At 68.8% G+C, this 20,630-nt stretch carries 20 protein-coding genes; 8 read left to right on the top strand and 12 right to left on the bottom strand.

What is annotated here, in order from left to right; genetic code table 11:
* Positions 1-36: 36 nt before the first annotated feature.
* Positions 37-1,008, bottom strand: a complete 972-nt coding sequence (locus tag OG883_RS15615; RefSeq protein WP_266540467.1) for an AraC family transcriptional regulator — start codon at positions 1,006-1,008, stop codon at positions 37-39.
* A 97-nt stretch (positions 1,009-1,105) separates the two neighbouring features.
* Between OG883_RS15615 and OG883_RS15620 the strand changes: the two genes are divergently transcribed.
* Complete coding sequence (locus OG883_RS15620) at positions 1,106-2,110, top strand: zinc-dependent alcohol dehydrogenase family protein (protein WP_266540469.1); 1,005 nt, start codon at positions 1,106-1,108, stop codon at positions 2,108-2,110.
* Positions 2,111-2,403: 293 nt separating this feature from the next.
* Here OG883_RS15620 and OG883_RS15625 read toward each other — a convergent pair whose 3' ends face one another.
* The 3 genes from OG883_RS15625 to OG883_RS15635 all read right to left on the bottom strand — a co-directional run bounded on the left by OG883_RS15625 (position 2,404) and on the right by OG883_RS15635 (position 4,813).
* Positions 2,404-2,925, bottom strand: a complete 522-nt coding sequence (locus OG883_RS15625) for a hypothetical protein (RefSeq protein WP_266540471.1) — start codon at positions 2,923-2,925, stop codon at positions 2,404-2,406.
* 608 nt (positions 2,926-3,533) lie between these two features.
* Complete coding sequence (locus tag OG883_RS15630; protein WP_266540473.1) at positions 3,534-4,370, bottom strand: NAD(P)H-binding protein; 837 nt, start codon at positions 4,368-4,370, stop codon at positions 3,534-3,536.
* A gap of 11 nt (positions 4,371-4,381) precedes the next feature.
* Complete coding sequence (locus tag OG883_RS15635; protein ID WP_266541577.1) at positions 4,382-4,813, bottom strand: nuclear transport factor 2 family protein; 432 nt, start codon at positions 4,811-4,813, stop codon at positions 4,382-4,384.
* Positions 4,814-4,900: 87 nt separating this feature from the next.
* Here OG883_RS15635 and OG883_RS15640 point away from each other — a divergent pair, with 87 nt between their 5' ends.
* Positions 4,901-5,479, top strand: a complete 579-nt coding sequence (locus OG883_RS15640) for a TetR/AcrR family transcriptional regulator (RefSeq protein WP_266540475.1) — start codon at positions 4,901-4,903, stop codon at positions 5,477-5,479.
* A 64-nt stretch (positions 5,480-5,543) separates the two neighbouring features.
* Positions 5,544-6,401 carry a GNAT family N-acetyltransferase gene (locus tag OG883_RS15645; protein ID WP_266540477.1) on the top strand — a complete coding sequence of 286 codons (858 nt, stop codon included), beginning with the start codon at positions 5,544-5,546 and terminating at the stop codon, positions 6,399-6,401.
* Between the two features lie 104 nt (positions 6,402-6,505).
* On the opposite strand, the gene OG883_RS15650 is transcribed toward OG883_RS15645, so the two are convergent.
* The 3 genes from OG883_RS15650 to OG883_RS15660 form a co-directional block, all read right to left on the bottom strand.
* Positions 6,506-6,859: a hypothetical protein gene (locus OG883_RS15650; protein WP_266540479.1), complete on the bottom strand. Its 354-nt coding sequence runs from the start codon at positions 6,857-6,859 to the stop codon at positions 6,506-6,508.
* A 303-nt stretch (positions 6,860-7,162) separates the two neighbouring features.
* On the bottom strand, positions 7,163-8,554 hold the full coding sequence (locus OG883_RS15655) for an MFS transporter (RefSeq protein ID WP_266540481.1): 1,392 nt from the start codon (positions 8,552-8,554) through the stop codon (positions 7,163-7,165).
* A 71-nt stretch (positions 8,555-8,625) separates the two neighbouring features.
* The gene (locus tag OG883_RS15660) at positions 8,626-9,315 is read right to left on the bottom strand and encodes an SGNH/GDSL hydrolase family protein (RefSeq protein ID WP_266540483.1); all 690 of its coding nucleotides are present in this window, start codon (positions 9,313-9,315) and stop codon (positions 8,626-8,628) included.
* 56 nt (positions 9,316-9,371) lie between these two features.
* Between OG883_RS15660 and OG883_RS15665 the strand changes: the two genes are divergently transcribed.
* Positions 9,372-10,013 (top strand): TetR/AcrR family transcriptional regulator, encoded by a 642-nt coding sequence (locus tag OG883_RS15665; RefSeq protein ID WP_266540485.1) that lies wholly within the window; start codon positions 9,372-9,374, stop codon positions 10,011-10,013.
* A 487-nt stretch (positions 10,014-10,500) separates the two neighbouring features.
* Positions 10,501-11,739 (top strand): RICIN domain-containing protein, encoded by a 1,239-nt coding sequence (locus OG883_RS15670; protein WP_266540487.1) that lies wholly within the window; start codon positions 10,501-10,503, stop codon positions 11,737-11,739.
* Positions 11,740-11,988: 249 nt separating this feature from the next.
* Here the strand turns inward: OG883_RS15670 and OG883_RS15675 are convergent, their stop codons facing one another.
* Complete coding sequence (locus OG883_RS15675; RefSeq protein ID WP_266540489.1) at positions 11,989-12,660, bottom strand: class F sortase; 672 nt, start codon at positions 12,658-12,660, stop codon at positions 11,989-11,991.
* Positions 12,661-12,765: 105 nt separating this feature from the next.
* A complete protein-coding gene (locus OG883_RS15680; protein WP_266540491.1) occupies positions 12,766-13,257 on the bottom strand; it encodes a sortase in 492 nt (163 codons plus the stop codon).
* A gap of 1,275 nt (positions 13,258-14,532) precedes the next feature.
* On the opposite strand from OG883_RS15680, the gene OG883_RS15685 reads away from it, so the two are divergent.
* On the top strand, positions 14,533-16,041 hold the full coding sequence (locus OG883_RS15685; RefSeq protein ID WP_266540493.1) for a glutamate synthase subunit beta: 1,509 nt from the start codon (positions 14,533-14,535) through the stop codon (positions 16,039-16,041).
* A 226-nt stretch (positions 16,042-16,267) separates the two neighbouring features.
* Here OG883_RS15685 and OG883_RS15690 read toward each other — a convergent pair whose 3' ends face one another.
* Positions 16,268-16,843 carry a hypothetical protein gene (locus OG883_RS15690; RefSeq protein WP_266540495.1) on the bottom strand — a complete coding sequence of 192 codons (576 nt, stop codon included), beginning with the start codon at positions 16,841-16,843 and terminating at the stop codon, positions 16,268-16,270.
* A 537-nt stretch (positions 16,844-17,380) separates the two neighbouring features.
* Between OG883_RS15690 and OG883_RS15695 the strand changes: the two genes are divergently transcribed.
* A complete protein-coding gene (locus tag OG883_RS15695) occupies positions 17,381-18,460 on the top strand; it encodes an IS110 family transposase (RefSeq protein ID WP_266538647.1) in 1,080 nt (359 codons plus the stop codon).
* Between the two features lie 76 nt (positions 18,461-18,536).
* Here the strand turns inward: OG883_RS15695 and OG883_RS15700 are convergent, their stop codons facing one another.
* Positions 18,537-19,160 (bottom strand): histidine phosphatase family protein, encoded by a 624-nt coding sequence (locus OG883_RS15700; RefSeq protein WP_266540497.1) that lies wholly within the window; start codon positions 19,158-19,160, stop codon positions 18,537-18,539.
* Between the two features lie 234 nt (positions 19,161-19,394).
* Here OG883_RS15700 and OG883_RS15705 point away from each other — a divergent pair, with 234 nt between their 5' ends.
* Positions 19,395-19,793 carry a hypothetical protein gene (locus tag OG883_RS15705; RefSeq protein ID WP_266540498.1) on the top strand — a complete coding sequence of 133 codons (399 nt, stop codon included), beginning with the start codon at positions 19,395-19,397 and terminating at the stop codon, positions 19,791-19,793.
* 192 nt (positions 19,794-19,985) lie between these two features.
* Here OG883_RS15705 and OG883_RS15710 read toward each other — a convergent pair whose 3' ends face one another.
* Positions 19,986-20,489: an FBP domain-containing protein gene (locus tag OG883_RS15710; protein ID WP_266540499.1), complete on the bottom strand. Its 504-nt coding sequence runs from the start codon at positions 20,487-20,489 to the stop codon at positions 19,986-19,988.
* Positions 20,490-20,630 lie beyond the last annotated feature (141 nt).

A 20,630-nucleotide genomic window follows, 5' to 3' on the forward strand; every position in this document is an offset into this window, starting at 1 on the left:
AGCGAAATGTATCGCCAGGATTTCAGGCGCAGGACACTAGCCCGTGCGCGACACTCGGCGGCGGTACTGGCCCGGGGGCATGCCGTACTCGCGCTTGAAGGCCTTGGCGAACGAGAACTCCGAGGTGTAGCCGGAGCGTTCGGCCACCGCGCGCAGCGGGGTGTCGGCCTCGCGGAGCAGGCGGCCCGCGGTCGTCATGCGCCACCAGGTCAGGTACGCCAGAGGCGGCTGGCCGACCAGGGTGGTGAAGCGGCGGGCGAAGGCTGCCCGGGACAGGCCGGCCTCGGCGCCGAGCTCCTCGACCGTCCAGGGGCGGGACGGCTCGCGGTGGATGGCCTGTAGCGCGGCCGTGACGGCCGGGTCGCGCAGGGCGCCCGCCCAGCCCCCGGGCCCCTCCATCCGCTTCTGTTCCGACATTGTCCCTGTTCCCCCTGTTCTCTCCGGGCGCTCCTGGATCCACCAGGTGCGCAGCAGGTACACCAGCAGAGTGTCGAGGAGGGCGGGCACGATCGAGTCGGAACCGGGGCTGGGGTCGGCGAGTTCGGCGCCGAGCAGGTCGACGGCGGCGCGGAGCCGGGGGTACGTCCCGACGCGTGCCGGGATGTGGACGAACGGCGGCAGTTCGGAGAGCAGGGGGTGCGCCCGGGCGCGACTCAACTGGTAGGCCCCGCAGAGCAGAAGTGTCCTCTCGCCGGAGGCCGGCCCAGGATCGGGCAGTGCCGGCCAGGACCCGTCGGGCGCCAGTTCGGCGTCCTGGAGGGGGGTGTCGGGGGCGTCGGCGAGCCCGTGACCGTATCCGTGGGCGAGAAAGACGACGTCGCCGGGACCGAGCCGGACGGGATCGGCGGCCCCGGGGCGCAGCAGCCAGGCCGTGCCTTGGAGGACCACGTGGAATCCGGCGCCGTCGGAGGCAGGGAACCGTACGCCCCAGGGGGCCGACTTGACCGTGCGGGAGGAGTGGGGGCGTCCGGTCCGCATGGCCGCGATCGCATCGCTGAGTACGTCCATGAACCTGCACCGTACTCCTGTAGTGCAAGACGTTGGGACAGAAAGAGAAGCTCTGTGGACATGGATCGTCTCGCGTCGGCTGCATACGGTCGTCCCCATGACAACTTCTTCTTCCACCAAGGCAGTTCTCTTCCACGAGCTCGGGGGGCCTGAGGTCCTGAAGGTCGAGGACGTGCCGCTGGGCGGCCCCGGCCCCGGTGAGGTCCTCTTCCGGGTGGAGGCGATCGGCCTCAACCGGGCCGAGGCGCTGTTTCGCACGGGGGCGTACTACTACTCTCCGACGCTCCCCGCCTCCCGGCTCGGCTACGAGGCCGCAGGCGTGGTCGAGGCAGTCGGCGAGGGCGTGACGGCGTACGCACCCGGCGATCCGGTGATGGCCGCTGCCAACTTCGACTTCGGCGTCCACGGGGTGTACGCCGAGCGGGTGGTTCTGCCCCAGGAGTCGGTGGTCCGCAGGCCGGAGGGGGTGGGCGCGGTGGAGTCCGCCGCCGTGTGGCTGACGTACTCCACGGCGTACGGCGGCCTGGTGGAGGCCGCCGAACTGGCTGCCGGCGACCATGTGGTGATCACGGCCGGGTCGAGTGGGGTCGGCACGGCGGCGATCCAGACTGCGCTACGGCTCGGAGCCGTACCGATCGTGGCCACACGCGGCGAGGCCAAGCGGCAGCAGCTCCTGGACCTGGGCGCTGCTCATGTCATCACCACGGACTCCGAGGACCTGGTGAAGGAGGTCAGGCGGCTCACCAATGGCAGGGGTGCCGAGGTCGCCTTCGACGCCATCGGCGGCCCCGGCTTCGCAGCGCTCGGCGACGCTCTCGCGCCCGGCGGCACGGCGGTGCTCTACGGGTTCCTTGACCCGCGCCCGATCGAGCTGTCGATGAACTGGCCGTTGACGGTCCGCGCTTACAACAACGGCGCTCTGGCCGGTACCGAGGCCTTCCGTCGCCGCACCTCCGCCTTCATCGGGTCGGGACTGAGCGGCGGGACGCTGGCGCCGGTGGTTGCCGAGACCTTCGACGGTCTGGAGCGCATCGCGGACGCCCACCGCCTCATGGAGTCCAACGCCCATACGGGCAAGATTGTGGTGACGGTTCAGGCCTGATCCGAAAGACAGGCCTCTGGCCCGCGCGCCGCTGCCGCAGCCCGCTGCTGGAAGCGGGACTCCCGGACGTGCAGGGGTGATCCGCACCGGCGTGTTCACCGACGCGATAATGCTGCCCGTGCCGGCCGGCATCGCTGAGGCCGCACGCGCCGCAGACGCGGTCACTGGTCCCGAAGCCGAGGCGTCGCGGCGGACCGGACGTTTGTCGCGGGTGGTTCCCTTCTCGCCGCGGATGGGACTGTGCGTTGATGCCCGTCGCGAGAGCTCCAGGCATCCAGGAGTTGTGTGCGCGACTATGAGATCAACGGGTTGCTCTTGTAGGCGGGGCGGGTTCGGAGCCAGTAGGAGCGGGTGGCGGCAAGCAGGGCGACGCCGTAGACGGCGAACGCGCCCAGGCCGATCCAGCTCATGAGCAGGGCGTCCGCGGAGGAAGGGAAATCGCCGCGTGGGAAAGTCACCACGCCGGGCGTGCCAAGGGCGGTGTAACAGACCCTGATCGAGCCGTACGGTGCGAGTGTCGCAGCGCCGATGGGTGCCGGGGTGAGCGGCAGCCGGCGTGGCACTCTCCTGCCGTGCAGAATGAAGGTCCAACGGGGAAAGACTTGGCCCCAGGGTCGGACCAGCCCGAAGATCAGGAACACGCCGAGCGCGGCAAGCAGGGCGGTAGCGTCCAGGCCCCAGGATTGCAAGGTGAGCCACAGCCCGGAAGCTCCGTTGTGCTTGGAGATCGCGAGCATCTCCGCGCCGCTCGTCCCGGCGAAGGTCCCGTCCAGCGCCCAGGTCAGCTTCATCCCCGCGTACGGGAGGAATGCCACGGTTCCGGCGTAGGCGGCGAGCTCTGCACGGCGGGGGCCAGGGATGGTTCCGGCCTGGCCGTTGAATCGTGCACGCCACCGCATCGGGCACAGGTGATGGGCCGGTGGGAGCGGGCGGTGGCGGCGAGAAGGACCACCCCGAGCATGCCAAGTGCATGGTGCATGGTGCGTGGCGGCAACGGTGCTGTCGACCTCTTGGTTGACGAGCAGTGTGATCACCTCGAACAGCAGGTCGAACGCGGAGACCATGGAAAGTGCGCAGGTTCCAACCGGACCGTGACTTCGCCGTCCTTGGTGCGGACTGGGCCGGTGGGACGTGTTCCACGACCCGCGAGCGCAGGGGGGCGCCGTGCGCGTGAAGCAACGGCCAGCACTGGTAAGGCTGTTACCGCCGGACCAGGACTCGGGAGCCAGTGCTCCGGGAAGCTTCCAGCGCTACGCTCATGTCCTCATCCTTTCAAGGCTGCGGCGCTGAGCCACCTGCCGGCGTCGCACCGGAAGGATCCGCAGTCGGCGGTGCGGCGCAGACATTCGGTGATGACGAGGCTTCCCGTACGCGGCGGTGAGACGGGACGGTGAAAGAAGACGGTGAAAGAACCTGACCCCGTCTACGGCATCACGTCCTCGGCGTACTCGCGAAAGCTGCGGGCCGGGCGTCGCGTGACGCGTTCGACAGTATCGGTAATGCGGTCTTCGGCCCCCTGGGAGATAGAGCGGTCCAGGCCCGCCAGCAGCACGGCGAACTCCTCGGGCATGTCGGTGGCCAGATGGTCGCGCATCTGCTCGTAGGTGAGCGGCCGGTGGGAGACGGGCCTGCCGCTGACCTCGGTGATGATGGCCGCGACGTCCTCGTAACTCAGCGCCTGCGGCCCGGTGATGATCAGCTCGGTATTGGGTGCGGGCTCATCGGTCAGAGCGCTGACTGCGACCGCCGCGATGTCGTCGGCGTCGACGAAGCCGACCCGGCCCGTACCGGTCGCGGACATGATGACGCCGTCGTCGCGGATGCTGTCCGCGTGCACGTGCTGGTCGGTGAAGTTCTGCATGAACCAGGACGGCCGCAATACCGCCCACTGACCGAACAGATCGGCGAGCGCCGCGTGCACCTGGCCGACGCCCGGCCCTCCTGCCGGGATGGCCGAGGAGCTGAGCAGTACCGCTCGCTCCACGCCGGCCGCACGGGCCTGCCGGAGGAAGGGCAGCATGACGGCCGCCGGGTGCGGTTCGCCGATGGGAGGAACCAGATACACCCGGTCCGCGTCGTGCAGAGCGTCAGCATGGGTAGCCGAGTCGTACCAGTCGAAGCGCGCGGCCCTGACACCGTCCCGTGCGGCGGGGCGGCGACTGGCTGCGGTGACCAGGCGGCCGAGTGCGGTGAGTCGGGACACGATGCGGCTGCCGGTATTGCCAGTGGCCCCGGTGACCAAGGTGGTGCGGTCAGTCATCTCTGTCTCCGTTATCGCGTGGTGGGGAAGAACGTTGCATCGTTCAAGGCGCCCGGGATGGCGGACGGGTTCCAGTAGTCGCGGTAGTGGGTGATCAGGCCGTCGCCGACCGATACCACGGCGACGTAGGGCATGTCGTAGGGCGCGTCGGTGGCCACGATGCGGCCGACACCGCGCCACTCAGCCACGATCGTGTCCTGATCGGTGGTCTGATGGATCTTCAGGAAGGGGATCTCTCGAAGGTCGACGTGCTCGGGGTAGTCCCGCATGTAGTCGGCGACGGACGCCCGGCCCTCCAGCCTTGTGGGAAAGCCTTGCGGGGCGAAGGGAAACTCGAAGACCACGTTCTCGTCGCACAGCCTTACCCAGCCGTCGATGTCCTTGGCCAGCAACAGGCGCAGGCTGTGACGGTACACATCCGCAGGTGCCATGGGGACAGTCATCATTGCGGGCTCTCCATCCTCTATGATTCGGACTGTGAGTCCACTTAGAATACGGACTGGCGGTCCGATTATGCAAACGGAGAGGTCATGACCCCACGCAAGGAGCGCGCGGACGCGGCGCGCAACCGCGAGGCCGTCTTGGCTGCAGCCGACGATCTCTTCGCTCGCAGCGAGAGCCCCCGAAGTGTGTCCATGGACGACGTCGCGGCGGCGGCCGGTGTCGGCAAAGGCACCCTTTTTCGCCGTTTCGGCGACCGTACTGGCCTCATTCGCGTCCTTGTCGAGAGGCGGATCGAACCGCTGCGGCAGGCCGTCGAGGCGGGACCGGCACCCCTCGGCCCCACTGCTGAGCCGCGCGAACGGGTACTGGCACTGCTCGACGCCGTCCTGCAGTTCAAGCTCGACAACCGCCATCTCGCCTTGGCCCTGGAAGAAGCCGGCAGCGCCAGCCCCTACCAGGCGGATCATTACGCGTGGTGGCACACCACGCTTCAGTGCACGCTGCGACGGCTGCCCGGCATGGCCGACAGCGGCTTCACCGCACACGCCCTGCTGGCCACCACCCGCGCGGACCTCGTCGAACACCTCGCCGGCCAGGAGCACATGACCCCAGAGCAGATGAGAAGCCACCTGGCGGCCTTCGCGGCCAGGATCCTGGACTCATGACAGCCGCCGCCGGCTCTCACCGGGGCCGAAACGCGGATGCAGTGCGGCGCCGGCCCGTGATGGGATGCACTGCGTGAGCGATCTGTCCCTGCGTGCCTGCATCGAGCGGTACTACGCCACCGTGCCGCTGATGTTCGCCGACGCGGAGGAGTTCGGCCCCTTGCGCCTGTTCGTGCGAAAGGCAGCAGGCGCCCCGTACTACGGCGGCCCGAACCACGCTCAGCCCACATCGGCAGGATCCGCGACGGTCACCACGGCCGACATCGCCCGGGTGCGCTCCCGGCAGCGTGAGCTCGGCGTGCCGGAGGCCTTCGAGTGGCTCGCCGAGGTGGCTCCATCGCTGCGCGCCCGCATCGAGGCCGCGGGCCTTCCGGTGACGGAACGCCCGTTGATGACCCTCGACCCCCACCACGTACTGCCCCCGCAGGCCCTGCCCGAAGGCGTCACGATCCGCGCCTTGGAGGCCGACGACCCGGCTCTGCCTGCCGCCCTCGCCGTCCCCCACCTGGCCTTCGATGAAGAGGGCACCGCAGTCGGCTCTGCCGGGCGCCTGGAACTGGCGGCGGCTGCCGAGAAGCTCACGGCGGACGGCACGGTCGCAACGATCCGCCCCACCATCCGCGCCGGTCACAAGACGGTCGTCGCTGCCCTCGCCGCTGACGGCACGCCGCTCGCCGTGGGCCACTACCACCCGGCAATCGGCACTACCGAGATCGGCGGTATAGGCACCCTTCCCACTGCCCGCCGGCAGGGCCTCGCCGCCGCCGTCGCGGCGGCCCTGGCCGCCCATGCCCGCGACCATGGCGTGCGCACCATCTTCCTCGCCTACGGGGAGGAGGCCGTTGCCCGTATCTACGCCCGCCTGGGCTTCCGCCCGGCCGGCACCACTCTGCTGATCGCCAACCAGCCCGCCCGTTCGTAGGGGTGGGACTGGAATCGCCCCCCTGTCTCCTTCACTACGTCGTCCCGCCGCTCACCCAGGTGCCGGCGCAGCACGGACGCTCCTCTGCCCGCCGACTCGCCGTGTCAGCGCCCAGGATTCGGGCGGAGGAGTTGTTCGGCAGAGCAACTGATATCGGGGTCCTGGACCAGACAGAGGTTGAATCCCTGCTCGTTCCGCCGCACTTGGGCTGATACGAGGCAGCTGTCTCCCGGGTCGTCGATACTCAGGGCGATGTTGTCACCGCTGGTGAGGGCTTCATCGGCAATTGAGGTGCCCGCATCGTTCGGGGGACTGAAAAAGCTCCACCGCCCAACTGTCGTGTCAGGGCACGATGTGCCTCCCGGCGTGGCGCTGTGCAGTTCCTTCCCGGTCATGCGGCGGTCGGCTTCCAGGTCGAGACGTGCGCCGGCTTCGTTGGTCCAGCTGCCCACGAGCATTGACTGCTCTATCTGGGCAGCTTCTCCTCCCGTGCCGGCGCAGGCCACGCAAGCCCATGCCAGTACGGCGGCGAGCGCCGGAACCCGTCTCGCCCCTGAAGTCGTCATCAATACCCCTACCCCATGAGAAATTGAACGTGTTCAGTATGGAAGGTGGCCGGTGGCTTCTGGGCGGGGTGCTGGTCTTGCGCCGATGGCGGGTCGGGTTGGCCTTCACCTTGGCGCTCGTGCACAAGGCAGGCGAAGGACCGGACGTGCTCCGCACCGTCCACTCGTCATCGGGTCCCCATGCTGATCGCGCCCTCATTTCGTGTCGGTGGCAGCGTGTGGGCTGTTGGGTAGCAGGTACACCAGGACGGTCGCCGCGATCGCGGCGATGAGGGTGGATAGGGAGGACATCGCCAATGCGTGCGCTGCCGGCTCGGTTCTGTCTTGTGTGGAGGGATGGAAGGAGTTGGAGAACACGACTCCGATGATGGCGACGCCGAGTGCGCCGCCGACCTGCTGGGCGGTGGAGAGGACTCCCGAGGCGATGCCCGCGTCGCTGGGATCGATACGTCTCAGGACCGCGTTGAGCGACGGGGTGATGAGCAGTCCGCCACCGACGCTTTGCAGCATGAGCGTCGGGATGACCACCGCTGGCTTGAACGGGAGGCCGCCGGCCAAGACGATCGCGGTTGACGCGTAGCCGGCGGCGAGCACGATCGCCCCGATCTCCAGGACGCGGCGGCCGTGCTTCGGCACGAGCCTGCTCGCGATCATGCTGAAGACGAAGAAGGTCACCGCCGCCGGGGTGTAGACCAGTCCGGCCTCGAGGGCCGACATGCCGAGTCCGTCTTGCAGTGCGATCGACAGGACGAGGTAGTAGGAGGTGAGGACGGCGTAGAGGGCGAGGACAAGGACGATGCCGACAGAGAATGACCGCGTGGCGAAGAGGGAGATCCTCAGGAGGGGGTCGCCGCCGCGATGGCCGGTCCTGCGTTCGATATGGACGAAAAGAGCGAAGCCGAGGGCGCTTGCGGCGAGGCAGGCCCACGCCCACCGGGGCCAGCCCGCTTCGTGGCCCTGGATGAGCGGGAAGGAGAGCAGGAACAGTGCGGCGCTGAGGACCACGACTCCGGGGATGTCGAGCCTGCGGGCGAGTGCCGCCCGGGATTCCGGCAGGTGTCTGGCCGCGAGCAGGACGGTGATGAGCCCGATCGGGACGTTGATCCAGAACACCGGTCGCCAGCCGGAGCCGAAGAGGTCGGCGCCGATCAGCAGACCGCCGATGAGTTGGCCGCCGATGGTGGCGAGCCCGATCACAACTCCGAGCACGCCGAAGGCCCGGTGCCGGTCCTTCTCTCCGACCAGCACGGTGATGACGGCGTAGACCTGGGGGAGCATCAACGCGGCTCCCAGGCCCTGGACGAGACGCGCCATGATGAGGCAGGCCGCCGTTGGTGAGACGGCGCACGCGACGGATGCCAGGGTGAACAGCGTCATGCCGGCGATGAACATGCGTTTGCGCCCTTGTATGTCGCCGAGGCGGCCGCCGGTGATGAGGAACACCGCGAAGGAGAGTTGATAGCCGGCCAGGATCCATTGCAGCTCGCTGCCGGATGCGCCGAGGTCGGCTTGGATCGCCGGCCCGGCCACGATGACGACGAAGGAGTCGAGGACCGCCATGAACGCGCCGACCAGCACGATCGACACCGCCGGCCACGGTGTGGGGGCTGCGGTTGGTGGCGCGGTGGTTCGGTTTCGGACGGGTTCATCGACGTCTCTCACGCGATATCTCCTTGATTCGTGTCGAGCGCGGCCGCGAGTGCTTTGACGACCTCGGCGGCCAACACGGCCTGGCCCGAGGTGGAGAAGTGGATGCGGTCGGCGCTCAGCAGGTTCGGCCGGGAGTTGACCGGGTGGTCCCACATGTCGACGAGCACGGCATCGTGGTCTGCGGCCAGTTGGCAGGTGATGGCGTTGAGCCTGCGCACCCTGTCCGGCCAGTTGGGGAATTTCGGCACTACGAAGGCTTTGCCCAGCGTGAAGGCCGTCAGCTGGGCGCCGGTGCCTGCGGCGAGTTCGAACACGCGCCGCAACGTCTGCTCGATTTCCGTGAAGTCGGGCTCGGGATGGAACAGGTCGTTCGCGCCGCACGGCACATGGACCAGGTCCGGGCCGTACGCGACCATCCGGTCCGCCTGCGCCGCCAGTGTTCTGGCGGTCGTCGCCCCGATCTCCGCGGCGTTCAGGTAGGCCAGACCGGGGTGCACGCGGCGAAGGATGCCGGCGACACGATCGGCCCATCCCAGGGTGGTGTAGCCCGGACTTGGGTCTCCGGTCCCCGCCGAGAGGCTGTCGCCGATCACCGCGAATCGGCGCCAGGGCGCGTCGGCGAGGAGCTTCGCGGCGCTCGTCGGCAACAGGCAGAACGGGTCGGACTCTTCGGTGAGGGAGGTTGCGGTGGCAGTCATAAAGTAAACGTACGACCGGTCGTACGTTCAATGCAAGAGTGTGGCAGGATGAGGACGTGAGTGAGCCAGCGGAGCGATTGGGCGCCGACGTGGGCGCGGGGACGACCGACCGGCGCCTCCTGCGCGGCGCGCAGACCAGGCAGACGATCGCCCGCTACGCCGCCGACGTGGCCTCGCTCGAGGGGCTCAACGGGCTCAGCATCGGCCGCCTCGCCACCGACCTCGGGCTCAGCAAGAGCGGCGTCCAGACGCTGTTCGGGACGAAGGAAAGACTGCAGGTCGCCGCCGTCGAGTCCGCACGGGCGGCCTTCCTTGACGCGGTCGTCCACCCCGCGTCGTCCGCCCCTCGCGGTGTCGCCCGGCTGCGTGCGCTGACCGAGCGTTGGATCGCCTACGTAGAGGCGCCACTCTTTCCCGGCGGCTGCTTCTGGACGGCGAACCTCGCCGACTTCGACAGCCGGCCCGGGAAGGTCCGTGACGCGCTGGTCGGCCACCACCGGGACTGGCTCGGTGCCATCACAGGCGAACTGCAAGAAGCCGTCCACACCGGGGAGATCGCAGACCTGGACGTCGACCTCGCGGCATTCCAGATCGACGCGGTGCTCACCGCCGCGAACATCGCCTTGCGCCTCGGCGACAACGACGCCGCGGACAAGGCCCGCCGTGTGGTCGACGGGTTCCTCACACCTGCACGCTGAGCGAGTCCCCTCACTTCGGACCCGTAGGGCCGCGGTCGTGCGCGAAGTCCAGCAGTTGGGCGGCCATTGGTCGGAGCCGCCCGCCTGCGATGTGGTTCACACGGCGTACGGCCCCCAGCGCCTGATCTCCGCATCATCCACGGACTCCGTCGTCCCCCGGCGACGTTGGTGCGTTCGGCAGGGGACTGGTGACTGCGCCGCACGGGGGACCGGCGGGGGCGCAGGAAGTGCAGGCTCACGCAGGTGCGCTGCCGGTCAGGTGGCGTCTCCACGGCCCGGGGGACCTGCACGGCGTTGACCTGGGGTGTCAACTGGCTGGCCACACACGCCTGTTCAGGGGAGCTCCTCTATCATCTGATCGACTCCCGGGCGCCGACTGGTGAATGCGGGGGTCGAGAAGCGTTTTTGGTGAAAGGGCAACGGGGACTTGCGATTTACAGGTAAGCGTCGAATATCCATTGTCGCCACGTGCGCCGTGGCGGCGATCGTGGGGAGTCTGCAGATCTCGTCCAGTGCGTTCGGCTCCCAGGACGAGGAGCCGGAGGTTGCGCACTCGGCTGAGGCGCGGGAGGGCACGGGGGCGGACGGCTCCGATGCGGGGGACTTCGGTACCTCCGACACCGACGGGACGACCTTCAAGAACGGGGTCATGTCGCTGAATGCGGCATCCGTGTCGAGGATGGCCGCAGCCGCGCCGCCCCAGGGCGAAGGGTGGAAGCTGAACGGTGCGACCAAGTGGCTGCAGACCGGCTACACGATCAAGTTCTACGACCAGAAGTCCGCGGACTGGCTGGCCCGCTATGTGAAGGCGTCGGCTGCGGACCTGCAGCGGGTCACCAACCTGCCCGTCACCGTGGATACCAAGCCGGTGGGCTGGGACTATGTCAGGCCCAAGGGCGAGGTGGTCGTCGGTGTTCTGAAGCGTCCGTGTGTGCCACCCGCGGACGGCGGGAACAAGGGATGGAAGATCGTCCGCGACGGGTCGGGGAGCCCGAATCTGAGTTGCGGTCTCACCTCCTCGTCTCTCCCCGCCACCGTGACCAGCGGACACGCGTACATCGACAGCGAGTTCTTCACCACAGACGGCAAACCCGTGCCTTCCAGGGGTGACACGTTCATGCGGAACCACATCAGCCACGAACTCGGGCACACGCTGGGGCTGACGCACGCGAACCGCAGCGCGACGAGGGGTGACTGCGTCAAGGGCAGCGACTCCGGCCAGAACCCGGTCATGTGCACGCCTGCCGCTGCGTATCAGGACAAGCGCGCGGGCACCTACGTCCAGCAGTTCGACATGCAGGGTCTGCGCTACCTCGCCGCCGGTGCCGGCGCGGCGCTGCCGGCGCAGGGCAAGGTGACCGGTCTCGGCAACAAGTGCCTCGACGTCAAGGGCGGGAAGGCGGCCAACGGCACGCAGATCCAGCTCTACACGTGCAACGGCTCGGTGGCACAGTCATGGATCCTGGGGAAGGACGGCACGCTGCGTGCGTTGGGCAAGTGCCTGGACAACGCGCGCAACGCGACTACTGATGGCAACAAGATCGACCTCTACGACTGCACCGGCCAGCCGGCGCAGCGGTGGTCGGTCAATGCGAAGGGCCAGATAGTGCACGTTGCATCGGGCAAGGTTCTCGATGTGAGCGGCGGCAGGACCACCAACGGCACCAAGATCCAGCTGTACACGGCGAACACGAACAAGCGCCAGCTCTGGGTCGCCCCGAAGTAGCACCCGTCACAGGGGAGGGGGCCGCCCGGGCACGAGCCCCGTCCGGCCCCTTCATCGTCCCCACATTCAGGAGCGTGTCGGCGGGCGCGTCGTCCCAAGAGTCGGCGAGGAAGACTCGTACGACACGATCCTCGTCCCGAGGAGTGCGACGACGTCCGGTGGACGTGGGGCGTGGACGTGGGGCGTGGGGCGTGGGACGAGGAGGCGCCTGCCGAGTCCGCGGAGAGGTTCCGGCAGTGGGCCGGTGGGCTATTTCACCGCGGTGAGTGCCGCGTAGATCACGACGTTGCCCCGGTAGCCGGTGTGACGGGAGTAGCCTCCGCCGCAGGTGATCACCCGTAGCTCCGGCAGGTCGGAACTGCCGTAGACCTTCTCGTCCGGGAACTTCCTCTTGTCGTAGACCTCCACGGCGTACACGGCGAACACGGCCGTGCGCAGGTCTGTCCGGCTGATCTCGATGATGTCGCCCTTGGTCAGCGCACCGAGGTCGTGGAAGACGGCGGGGCCGGCACGCGTGTCCACGTGCCCGGTGGTGATGGCTGTCCCTACCGAGCCGGGAGCCGTGCCGTCGCCGTACCAGCCGGCAAGGCCTGGTGTGTCGGCGGGCGGTGGTTGTAGTGCCCCCGCCGCGTCGAGGTCGAGTCTTGCCATGGGGGCGGCCACGCCGATGGCGGGGATCCGGAGCCAGACCGGATCCGACGGGGGCAGTTGCTGGACGGCGGGGAGCGCGGCCGCCTCCGTACGGCTGGGAGCCGGCCGTACAGGGGCGGAGAAGGCCTGGGCAGCCGGTGGCTGCGGTGGCTGCTCGTCGCGTGCCCCGTTGGTCACCAGCACGGCCCCCGCCACCAGTGCGCAGGTCAGAAGTTTGACCGAAGGGATGAAGGAGTGTGGGGAGGCGCTGGTCGTGTGCCCGGTTTCCATCGAGGTTGAGCCTCTGCTTGGCAGCGGGGTGGGGTGGGTGTGGCCCTCGCGGCCCCCGGCACCGATGCGGTGTCCGGGGGCCGTTCGTGACAGGACGCCGGCGAGTCAGATTCGGACACCGCTTGGGCGGCGGCGCATCCTGACCACACTCCCGGCGGCGGCTCCGGCGAGCAGTACACCGCCCAGGGCGATCTGGGTACCTTTGTCGACGTCGGCTCCGAAGCCGGCGTCGACCGCGCCGCTCGGGTGGCGGCTGGTGATCTCGTACGTGTCCGTGATCTTGGTCCGCGGTGGGCACTTCAGGGTCACTGTGTCGCTGCCGGGCCGGGCCCCTTCCGGTACCTCGAACTGGCCGGTGAGCACACCCTTACGGTCACCTTCGAAGAAGTGGAACGCCCCTGCCGCCTCCGACTCGCCCTTGCCGTAGGTCACCTCCGGGCCGCAAGCCGTGGTGGTGACGGTGACGGTGGAGCCCGGGGAGGCGTTCCCCGGGTGGATGCGGATGCCTGAGTCATCGGCGGCGGCAGCGGCCGGGACGGACAGACCAAGGGCTCCGAGAACCAGGCCGATACCGATGACGACACGTGCGTTACGCATAAAGATCCTCCAACGGAGCAGTGTCCGGCCTGTCTGCGCGGCGCCTCTGCTGTGCTCCGTTCACGAGGCAACCGACGGACCGTCAACTCCGCAACCTGACGTACTGCCACATGTGTCACCCGGGCAGGTGCAAGGCCTGTTCCGGCTTGATCGTTTACGCAGGTCACCCGCGCAGAGACCCTCGCGGTGAAGGAAGCACCACAAGGGCGGCGAACGGGCTAGCGCCGACTGTGACGGGGCCGTCCGCGGGCCGTCGGGCAGCGCCCCGAGGCGACCGGCAATGACCACTGACGACCTCGGCCCCCGCTGGGTCGACGGTGTGCCAGAACCCGGCATCCCGCAGTCACCTCGGCGTGTCAGTTCTTCGACTTCTGACAGGGCAACCACCGAAGGTGTCAACCCAGCTGATCCTCAACTCCCAATGATCGGCAGGGAGTCGGGCAAGCGCCGACCCGGACGACTCCTCAGCAGCGGCGCAAGGCGGGCGTACGGCGTGCTCCTGAGGCGGAGTGCCGCGGCCCCGTCCGGGCCGGACGGGGCCACATGATCGCGCCATGGCAAATCCCGCTCGTTGCGGAAGCAGGCCAAGGGTCAACTGGTCTGAGGGCTACTACGAGCAAGCGCGCGCAGCCGCGCCAAACTCGCTATCGCCTACCGGGCGGCACGCGGCCTCGCCGCGATCTTCGTCCGGACCCGCTGCTGATCCAGGGGGCGACCTGACGGTAGAGGGTGCGGCCGCCGGCACCGGAGGAGAGGGACCGGACCTCACTCATCAAGCCGCTGGTGACCCTGAGGGGGTCCGCCCCGCTCCTGGCGATGGTCCGGCCGTCGTCGTCCGTGAGCGCGCACCATAGGGGCGGGCGACAGGGGCGGGCGACCGGGCCGGTCGGTGCGCCGTCGGCGAGTCGAGGTCCACGACCGCCGTACCCTCGGCCGCGAAGCGGAGTCCGAGGCGGCTCTGATGCCGGACTGTGATGAGGGTGGGCGGGCTGCCGCGGCGTACGGGCATCGTCGAAGGCCTCCGTGCCTGCCTGGGCATGGCGCAGGGTGAACTCCGCAGACATGATCTCCTCGGCGAGGTCCACATCGCCGTTCCACATTGCGGTCCGCCGGTTGTGGATGTGGACACCGAGTCGCCGCGGGTCGTCGCGCCCGGCCGCGCGAGCGTCACAGATCGCTCCGGCTTGCGTCCACCGACCGGCAAAATCGGTACAAAATGGGCGTAGGCTGGTCGGAACGCCGTATTGCACCGTGAGCGAGGGCTGGAGGCGGCGCATGACCGACCCTCACGGCTTCCTCAGAACCCCCCGTCGGCCCGTCCCGGCGCGCCCCGTCGAGGAACGGCTGAGCGACTGGAACGAGGTCTACGCGGGGCAGGTGCTGCTCCCGCTCGTGTCCGAACAGGCGGGGCGCTGCATGGACTGCGGCATACCGTTCTGCCACAGCGGCTGCCCGCTGGGGAATCTCATTCCCGAGTGGAACGCGTACGCGTTCCGGGGCGACTGGCGGGCAGCGGCCGAGCGGCTGCACGCGACGAACAACTTCCCCGAGTTCACCGGGCGGCTGTGCCCGGCGCCGTGTGAGGACGCCTGTGTGCTGGCCATCAATGCCGATCCGGTGACGATCAAGAACGTTGAGCAGGCCATCGCCGACCAGATCTGGGAGCGCGGGTACGCGTCACCGCAACCGCCGGAGCGGCTCAGCGGGAAGACCGTCGCCGTGATCGGCTCCGGACCCGCGGGACTGGCGGCGGCGCAACAGTTGACCCGTACCGGTCACACCGTCGCCGTGTACGAGCGTGCCGACCGCATCGGCGGACTGCTGCGCTACGGCATCCCCGCGTTCAAGATGGAGAAGCGGTACCTGGACCGCCGCATCGAGCAGATGCGGGCAGAGGGAACCAAGTTCCGCACGGGTGTGGACGTCGGCAGCGATCTCGACGCAACCGAGCTGAGAGGGCGCCACGACGCGGTCGTCGTCGCCGTCGGAGCCACGGAGCAACGGGAGCTCCCCGTCCCCGGCCGCGAGCTGAACGGCATCCATCAGGCCATGGACTACCTGACCCTCGCCAACCGGGTCAGGGAGGGCGACTACGCCTCGCCCCCCGTCACCGCCGAGGGCAAGCACGTGGTGATCGTCGGCGGCGGGGACACCGGCTCGGACTGCCTGGGTACCGCCCTGCGCCAGGGCGCGGTCTCCGTGGTGCAGCTGGACATCAACCCGGAACCGGGCGATGCCCGGACGGACACCGAACCCTGGCCGACGTATCCGAAGGTCTACCGGATCTCCCATGCCCATGAAGAGGCCCGGGGGCGGAAGGGCACGGATCCGAGGGTCTTCTCCTCCGCCACCCTCCGCTTCGAAAGAGGCCCGACCGACCACGTGCACGCGCTGTGCCTGACGGAAGTGGAACCCGAGGCCAGAAGGCCGCTGTCGGACACCGAGCGGGTGATCCCGGCGGAGCTGGTGCTGCTCGCCCTCGGCTTCTCCGGTCCTGCAAGGGGCACCGGCCTGATGGAGCAGCTCGGGCTCACGCTGGACGGCCGGGGAAACTTCGCGCGGGACGCCGGCTTCGCGGCAGAGACGGTGGAGCGGGCCGGGCGGTCAGACCGCACCGAGGCGGATGGGGTGTTCGTCGCGGGTGACGCGGGACGCGGCCAGTCCCTTGTGGTGTGGGCCATCGCGGAAGGACGGGCCGCCGCGGCGGCCACGGACCGGTATCTGACCGGCTCCACCGTGCTCCCGGCCCCTGTCACCCCAAAGGACCGGCCCATGGTGGCGTGAGGCGCCCCGGCGGGGCAGAGAAGGAGCGCGGGTAGCCGCGGCTCCTGCTGCTGCAAGGGCGGCCGGCAGCACGCCTTGACCGGCACCAGTGCCGTCGCGCGCCGGCCGAGTGCCGGCTTCGACGGCGATCTTCTCCACCTCGCCGGTGCCCACCACGCCTCGCTCGGAGCCGGGCTGCCGGGCCGCACCAGCGGTGCGGCCCGGCAGCCCTTGGCGTTGCGCCGGGTTACCAGGTGTGCGCGACGTCCACGATCAGCTGGTCGCCGGACTGGAGCACCCGGAACGGCAGCTTGGCGCGAACGCCGACGCCGACCTGGGTCTGTCCCTCGAAGCTCGCCCCGAACTTGGTGTCCTTGAACGTCTTGTATCCGGTGATGTTCACGCCCGGCAGCGCCTTCGCGGCCTTTCCGGCGTAGGTCGGCTTACCGGTCGCCGGGTCGTAACTCGGCGCGGACACATAGACCTGCAGGATGGCGCCGCCGGTGACCGGTATCAGGTCACCAGACCCGTCCTGGTGGAACTTGTCGACGTAACCGACGTGGTAGCCCAGCTTGCCCGTCACACCACTGACGTCGAAGACCATACGGTCGTAGCAGGTGTTCTGGCTGGTCTTGATGTTCTTCAGCGGCCTGGAGTCCGTGTCCGTGGCCGACTTGCCGCCGCTGCCCCAGGCGGTCGAGCAGGCGCTGGCCGAGGCGGCCTTCCCCACCTGGCCGGTCGCGGCGCCGGCCACCCCGGCCGTGCCCACAAGCCCGGCACCCGCCAGCGCGAGCGCCGCGGCTGCTGTCGTTAACCTTCGCATGACCTACCTCCAACTATGAGCTGAGTACACGTACTCGCGGTAAGACGGCTGGGTCTGTGGCGACGTTGCGTGTCGGTCGGCTTTCCGCCAACGGTGCGGCGATGTTGGCTCGAAGGCGGTGCTGTTGATCACCGGGTGCCCTTCAGCGGGACTGCACGACGCATTCAAGGGCGACGCCGTGCGGGCAACCAGTGAGTGACTGACCGACCCCGCGGCAGCGGGTCTTGTCCACGCGGTACTCACTCAGCGCGCATGCACCACAGAAGTTGAGCCATACCCGAGAGGTGACGGTGAGCCCGACTGACAGTGAGGATGTACGTGAGCGTTCCCCGGCGGGGTCTGACCCACCGACTGACTGACTTCGGGTCCTCAACGGGATTTGTCGGCTCCGGCCGGGGGGCGCTCGCGTGCATCCGCCGGACCGGGGGGCGTGACTTCATAAGAGCCTGGCCAGAGGCCCCATCACTGTCTTGTCCGCCCTCCCGGCCGACGGGTGCCATCCTGCCCGGTCGAATGGAGAGGACGGCACGATCCACGATGGCACAGCATGAGGTCGAGGTCACCGGCGGCGTCGACACCCACAAGGACACCCACACCGCGGCCGCGGTCGACGCGGCCGGCCGGGTCCTGGGCTCGGCCCAGTTCCCCGCCTCCGCGCTCGGATACCGCAAGCTCCTGACCTGGCTCCGCTCCTTCGGCGTCCTGGTCCTGGTCGGAGTTGAGGGCACCGGAGCCTACGGCGCGGGCCTGTCCCGCCACCTGCGTGAACACGACGTGACGGTGGTCGAGATCGACCGCCCGGACCGCAAGACCCGTCGCTGGCAGGGCAAGTCCGACCCGGTCGACGCCGAGGCAGCGGCCCGGGCCGCGCTGGCCGAACGCCGCACCGGCACCCCGAAGTTTCGTGACGGCCGCGTCGAGGCCCTGCGGGCCCTGCGGGTCGCCCGCCGCAGCGCGGTCCAGCAAAGGGCCGACGTCACCCGGCAGATCAAGACCCTGATCATCACCGCACCGGAAGGGGTCCGCACCATGCTGCGGCACCTGAAGGACAAGGACCTGCTGACCATCTGCGCGGCATTCCGCCCCAGCCCCGGCCAGGCGGGCGACCCGGTCACCGCGACGAAGATCGCCCTGCGCTCCCTCGCCCGCCGCCACCGCGACCTGGGCCAGGAGATCGACGAACTGGACGAGCTCATAGCCCCACTCACCCAGGAGATCAACCCGGTCCTGAGCGAGCTCAACGGCGTCGGCCCGGACGTCGCGGGCCAACTGCTGGTCACCGCGGGCGACAACCCCGGCCGGCTCCGCTCCGAGGCCGCGTTCGCGATGCTCTGCGGCGTCGCCCCACTGCCGGCCTCATCCGGCCGCACCCACCGCCACCGCCTCAACCGGGGCGGCGACCGCGCCGCGAACGCCGCCCTCTACCGAATCGTTCTCTGCCGGCTGCGCTGGGACCAGCGCACCCGCACCTACATGGAACGACGCACCAAAGAAGGCCTCTCGAAGAAGGAGATCATCCGCTGCCTCAAGCGGTTCATCGCCCGCGAGATCTTCCACGTCCTGACCACCACCAACGCCACAGCAGCGGCCCCGAGTCACCTCACAACCGCCGCTTGACATCCATAAGAGCATCCCTCAGCCGGGCGAGTGTCGCTGGATCCTGGTGCGCCGATGCGAGGGGTAGATCGCTGCCTCAGATGTGGAGGTCGGGCGGGAAGCCGGTCCAGCGAAGCTCTGCGGGAAGGTGCCCCATGTCGTTGTAGAAGAGTACGGAAGCAGGCCGTCCGGGTGCGTACCGGATGACGGTCAGTGCGGCGTTGGCGTGGTTGAGGCCCATCCAGCGCCACTTCGGGGAGTCGAGGGCGGCTCGAACGAGCCAGCCGATGAGGAAGTTGTGGGTGACGATCAGTTCGTGGCGAGGCTTGTCACCGTCGACAGGTCCAGCGAACCGTGTGAGAGCTGTCTGAGCCAACTGCGGACCTTGCCGGCGTTCTTCGTCCGGGAACTGGGACAGGCGGGCGAGCATGGCGTCGGCTGAATCCGAAGGCAGTTCCTCTCTCTGCGGCAGGTAGGGGATGTAGTCCCCAGCGAGCTCCGACGGCTGCAAGGGGACGCCGTCGAGTTGGTCGCAGATCAGCTGGGCAGTCTGCTCCGCTCGTGGAAGCGGGCCGTGACAGATGGCCGTGAGAGGGTTGCGCTGAAGCCGCTCACCAAGCAGCACGGCTTGTTGGCGGCCGTTGTCCGTCAGCTTGCTTTCATCCGGTGAAGCCTCACCGTGCCGCGCGAGGTAGAGGTAGCGGGTAGCTGTTCCAGTCATGGGCCAGATCCTCTGTCAGCGTTCATGATCTTGCGGATGTCGGGATGGACGTTGACATGCGTTGTGTGGTTCCGCCGCCGACGGACGCACCGGACGCGCCGGGAGACGTCACGCGCAGGCTCGGCGAGGACCGCGAGCGGCTGAGTCGCGTTGCCCTCGAGAGGGTGCACGACCGAGCCGCTCACTGCCTGAGCGGCTCGGATCCCCAACAGCCTTGCCCGCTGAACGACGACGATGGCCCGGCTGCCGGCCGGCCGCCACCTCGCCCGTCGGCGTGCGCCGCGCCAGGGCAGCCTTGTCACCGACTCCCTCGAGCACCGCCCCTCCGGCCTCGATCCCAGGATGCGCTTCCATCCCGCCCGTCCCCGGCAGTTCGAGATGCCGACACACGCGTACGAAGCGCTGATGAAGACCGGGCAGGCCGCCGCCAGGGCATCGCTCATCATCGCGAAACAGACCGGCGCAGTTGCTCCCCGCGCGCTGCTCGACGTCGCCGCGCACCGTCTCATCGCCGGGCAACAGGACCGGGCACAGCAGGATTCGCCGGCTGAAGCAGGGCACCCTGACAGCTCCTCCACCGTCGGCCATACCCAAACCCGGACGGGCTCTGCGCAGGATCATGACGCACCCTGAGCAACTCCGGTCGCACGAAGCCGTCGGGCTGAAGGCGATCCGCGCTGCCTGCCCCGAACTCGACGCAGCCATCGGGCACGTCCGCGTCTTCGCCCACCCGGCGAAGGCCCGAGATCGCTCAGACGGCGAGGGGTTCAGGAACGGTGAGATACCCGGCAGGCATCCAGGACCCCCAGCCATCCGGCGCCGGAGTCACGCTGCGGTGACCTTGGCCGCGAAGGCATCCAGATTGCCCGACATACGTGCGAGGCGCTCGTCCAGGGTCAGAGACTCCTCGTACCCTCCGGAACGGAGCTTCGGCTGCCGCTTGCCACGCAGATACAGGGGGCAGGCAAGGTCCGCGCAGACATAGATACCGACCGTGTTGCCCTCGCGGCCACGGGCGCCCGCCAAGGGCGCAGCGAGCAGAGCGACCCCGGAGGAAGCGTGACCTGTCAGGCAGATCTGGCACAGACTGGACTTCACCGCACTGGTGCGGCTCACGGAGGGAACACGCAGAGAGATCCCCAGCGGACCCTGCGCTCGCGAGAGCACGAGATGTGCCCGCAGCGGCGCTCCCGGATCCACCCACCCCAGGAAGTCCAGGTCCTTCCAGGGCAGTTCGGCGAAGTCGAGCGGCAGCCGCAGCCGCGCGGCCTCGCCCTTGGTGCAGTTCACGAAGGACGAGCGGATCTGTTTCTCACTGAGTGGTTCCACGGGCGTCGACCCTATGCCCGCCCTGACCAGCCCGCATCTCAATATCGGCATGATCCGCCGAGCAGGACCTCATGGTCGGGACTCTGCTGGGAGGAGGCTGACCGGCAGTCCGGTCTTCAGCCGCTGGCCTGGAATGCGGGT

Source organism: Streptomyces sp. NBC_01142 (genome assembly GCF_026341125.1).
Classification (GTDB): Bacteria; Actinomycetota; Actinomycetes; order Streptomycetales; family Streptomycetaceae; genus Streptomyces.

Coding starts and splice junctions, on each gene's coding strand:
- OG883_RS15640 (WP_266540475.1), top strand. CDS start 4,901: ATGACCCCACGCAAGGAGCGCGCGGACGCGGCGCGCAACCGCGAGGCC.
- OG883_RS15620 (WP_266540469.1), top strand. CDS start 1,106: ATGACAACTTCTTCTTCCACCAAGGCAGTTCTCTTCCACGAGCTCGGG.
- OG883_RS15615 (WP_266540467.1), bottom strand. CDS start 1,008: ATGGACGTACTCAGCGATGCGATCGCGGCCATGCGGACCGGACGCCCC.
- OG883_RS15630 (WP_266540473.1), bottom strand. CDS start 4,370: ATGACTGACCGCACCACCTTGGTCACCGGGGCCACTGGCAATACCGGC.
- OG883_RS15660 (WP_266540483.1), bottom strand. CDS start 9,315: ATGACTGCCACCGCAACCTCCCTCACCGAAGAGTCCGACCCGTTCTGC.
- OG883_RS15700 (WP_266540497.1), bottom strand. CDS start 19,160: ATGACTGGAACAGCTACCCGCTACCTCTACCTCGCGCGGCACGGTGAG.
- OG883_RS15705 (WP_266540498.1), top strand. CDS start 19,395: ATGGCCCGGCTGCCGGCCGGCCGCCACCTCGCCCGTCGGCGTGCGCCG.
- OG883_RS15650 (WP_266540479.1), bottom strand. CDS start 6,859: ATGCTCGTGGGCAGCTGGACCAACGAAGCCGGCGCACGTCTCGACCTG.
- OG883_RS15645 (WP_266540477.1), top strand. CDS start 5,544: ATGCACTGCGTGAGCGATCTGTCCCTGCGTGCCTGCATCGAGCGGTAC.
- OG883_RS15690 (WP_266540495.1), bottom strand. CDS start 16,843: ATGCGAAGGTTAACGACAGCAGCCGCGGCGCTCGCGCTGGCGGGTGCC.
- OG883_RS15680 (WP_266540491.1), bottom strand. CDS start 13,257: ATGCGTAACGCACGTGTCGTCATCGGTATCGGCCTGGTTCTCGGAGCC.
- OG883_RS15675 (WP_266540489.1), bottom strand. CDS start 12,660: ATGGAAACCGGGCACACGACCAGCGCCTCCCCACACTCCTTCATCCCT.
- OG883_RS15685 (WP_266540493.1), top strand. CDS start 14,533: ATGACCGACCCTCACGGCTTCCTCAGAACCCCCCGTCGGCCCGTCCCG.
- OG883_RS15635 (WP_266541577.1), bottom strand. CDS start 4,813: ATGACTGTCCCCATGGCACCTGCGGATGTGTACCGTCACAGCCTGCGC.
- OG883_RS15695 (WP_266538647.1), top strand. CDS start 17,381: ATGGCACAGCATGAGGTCGAGGTCACCGGCGGCGTCGACACCCACAAG.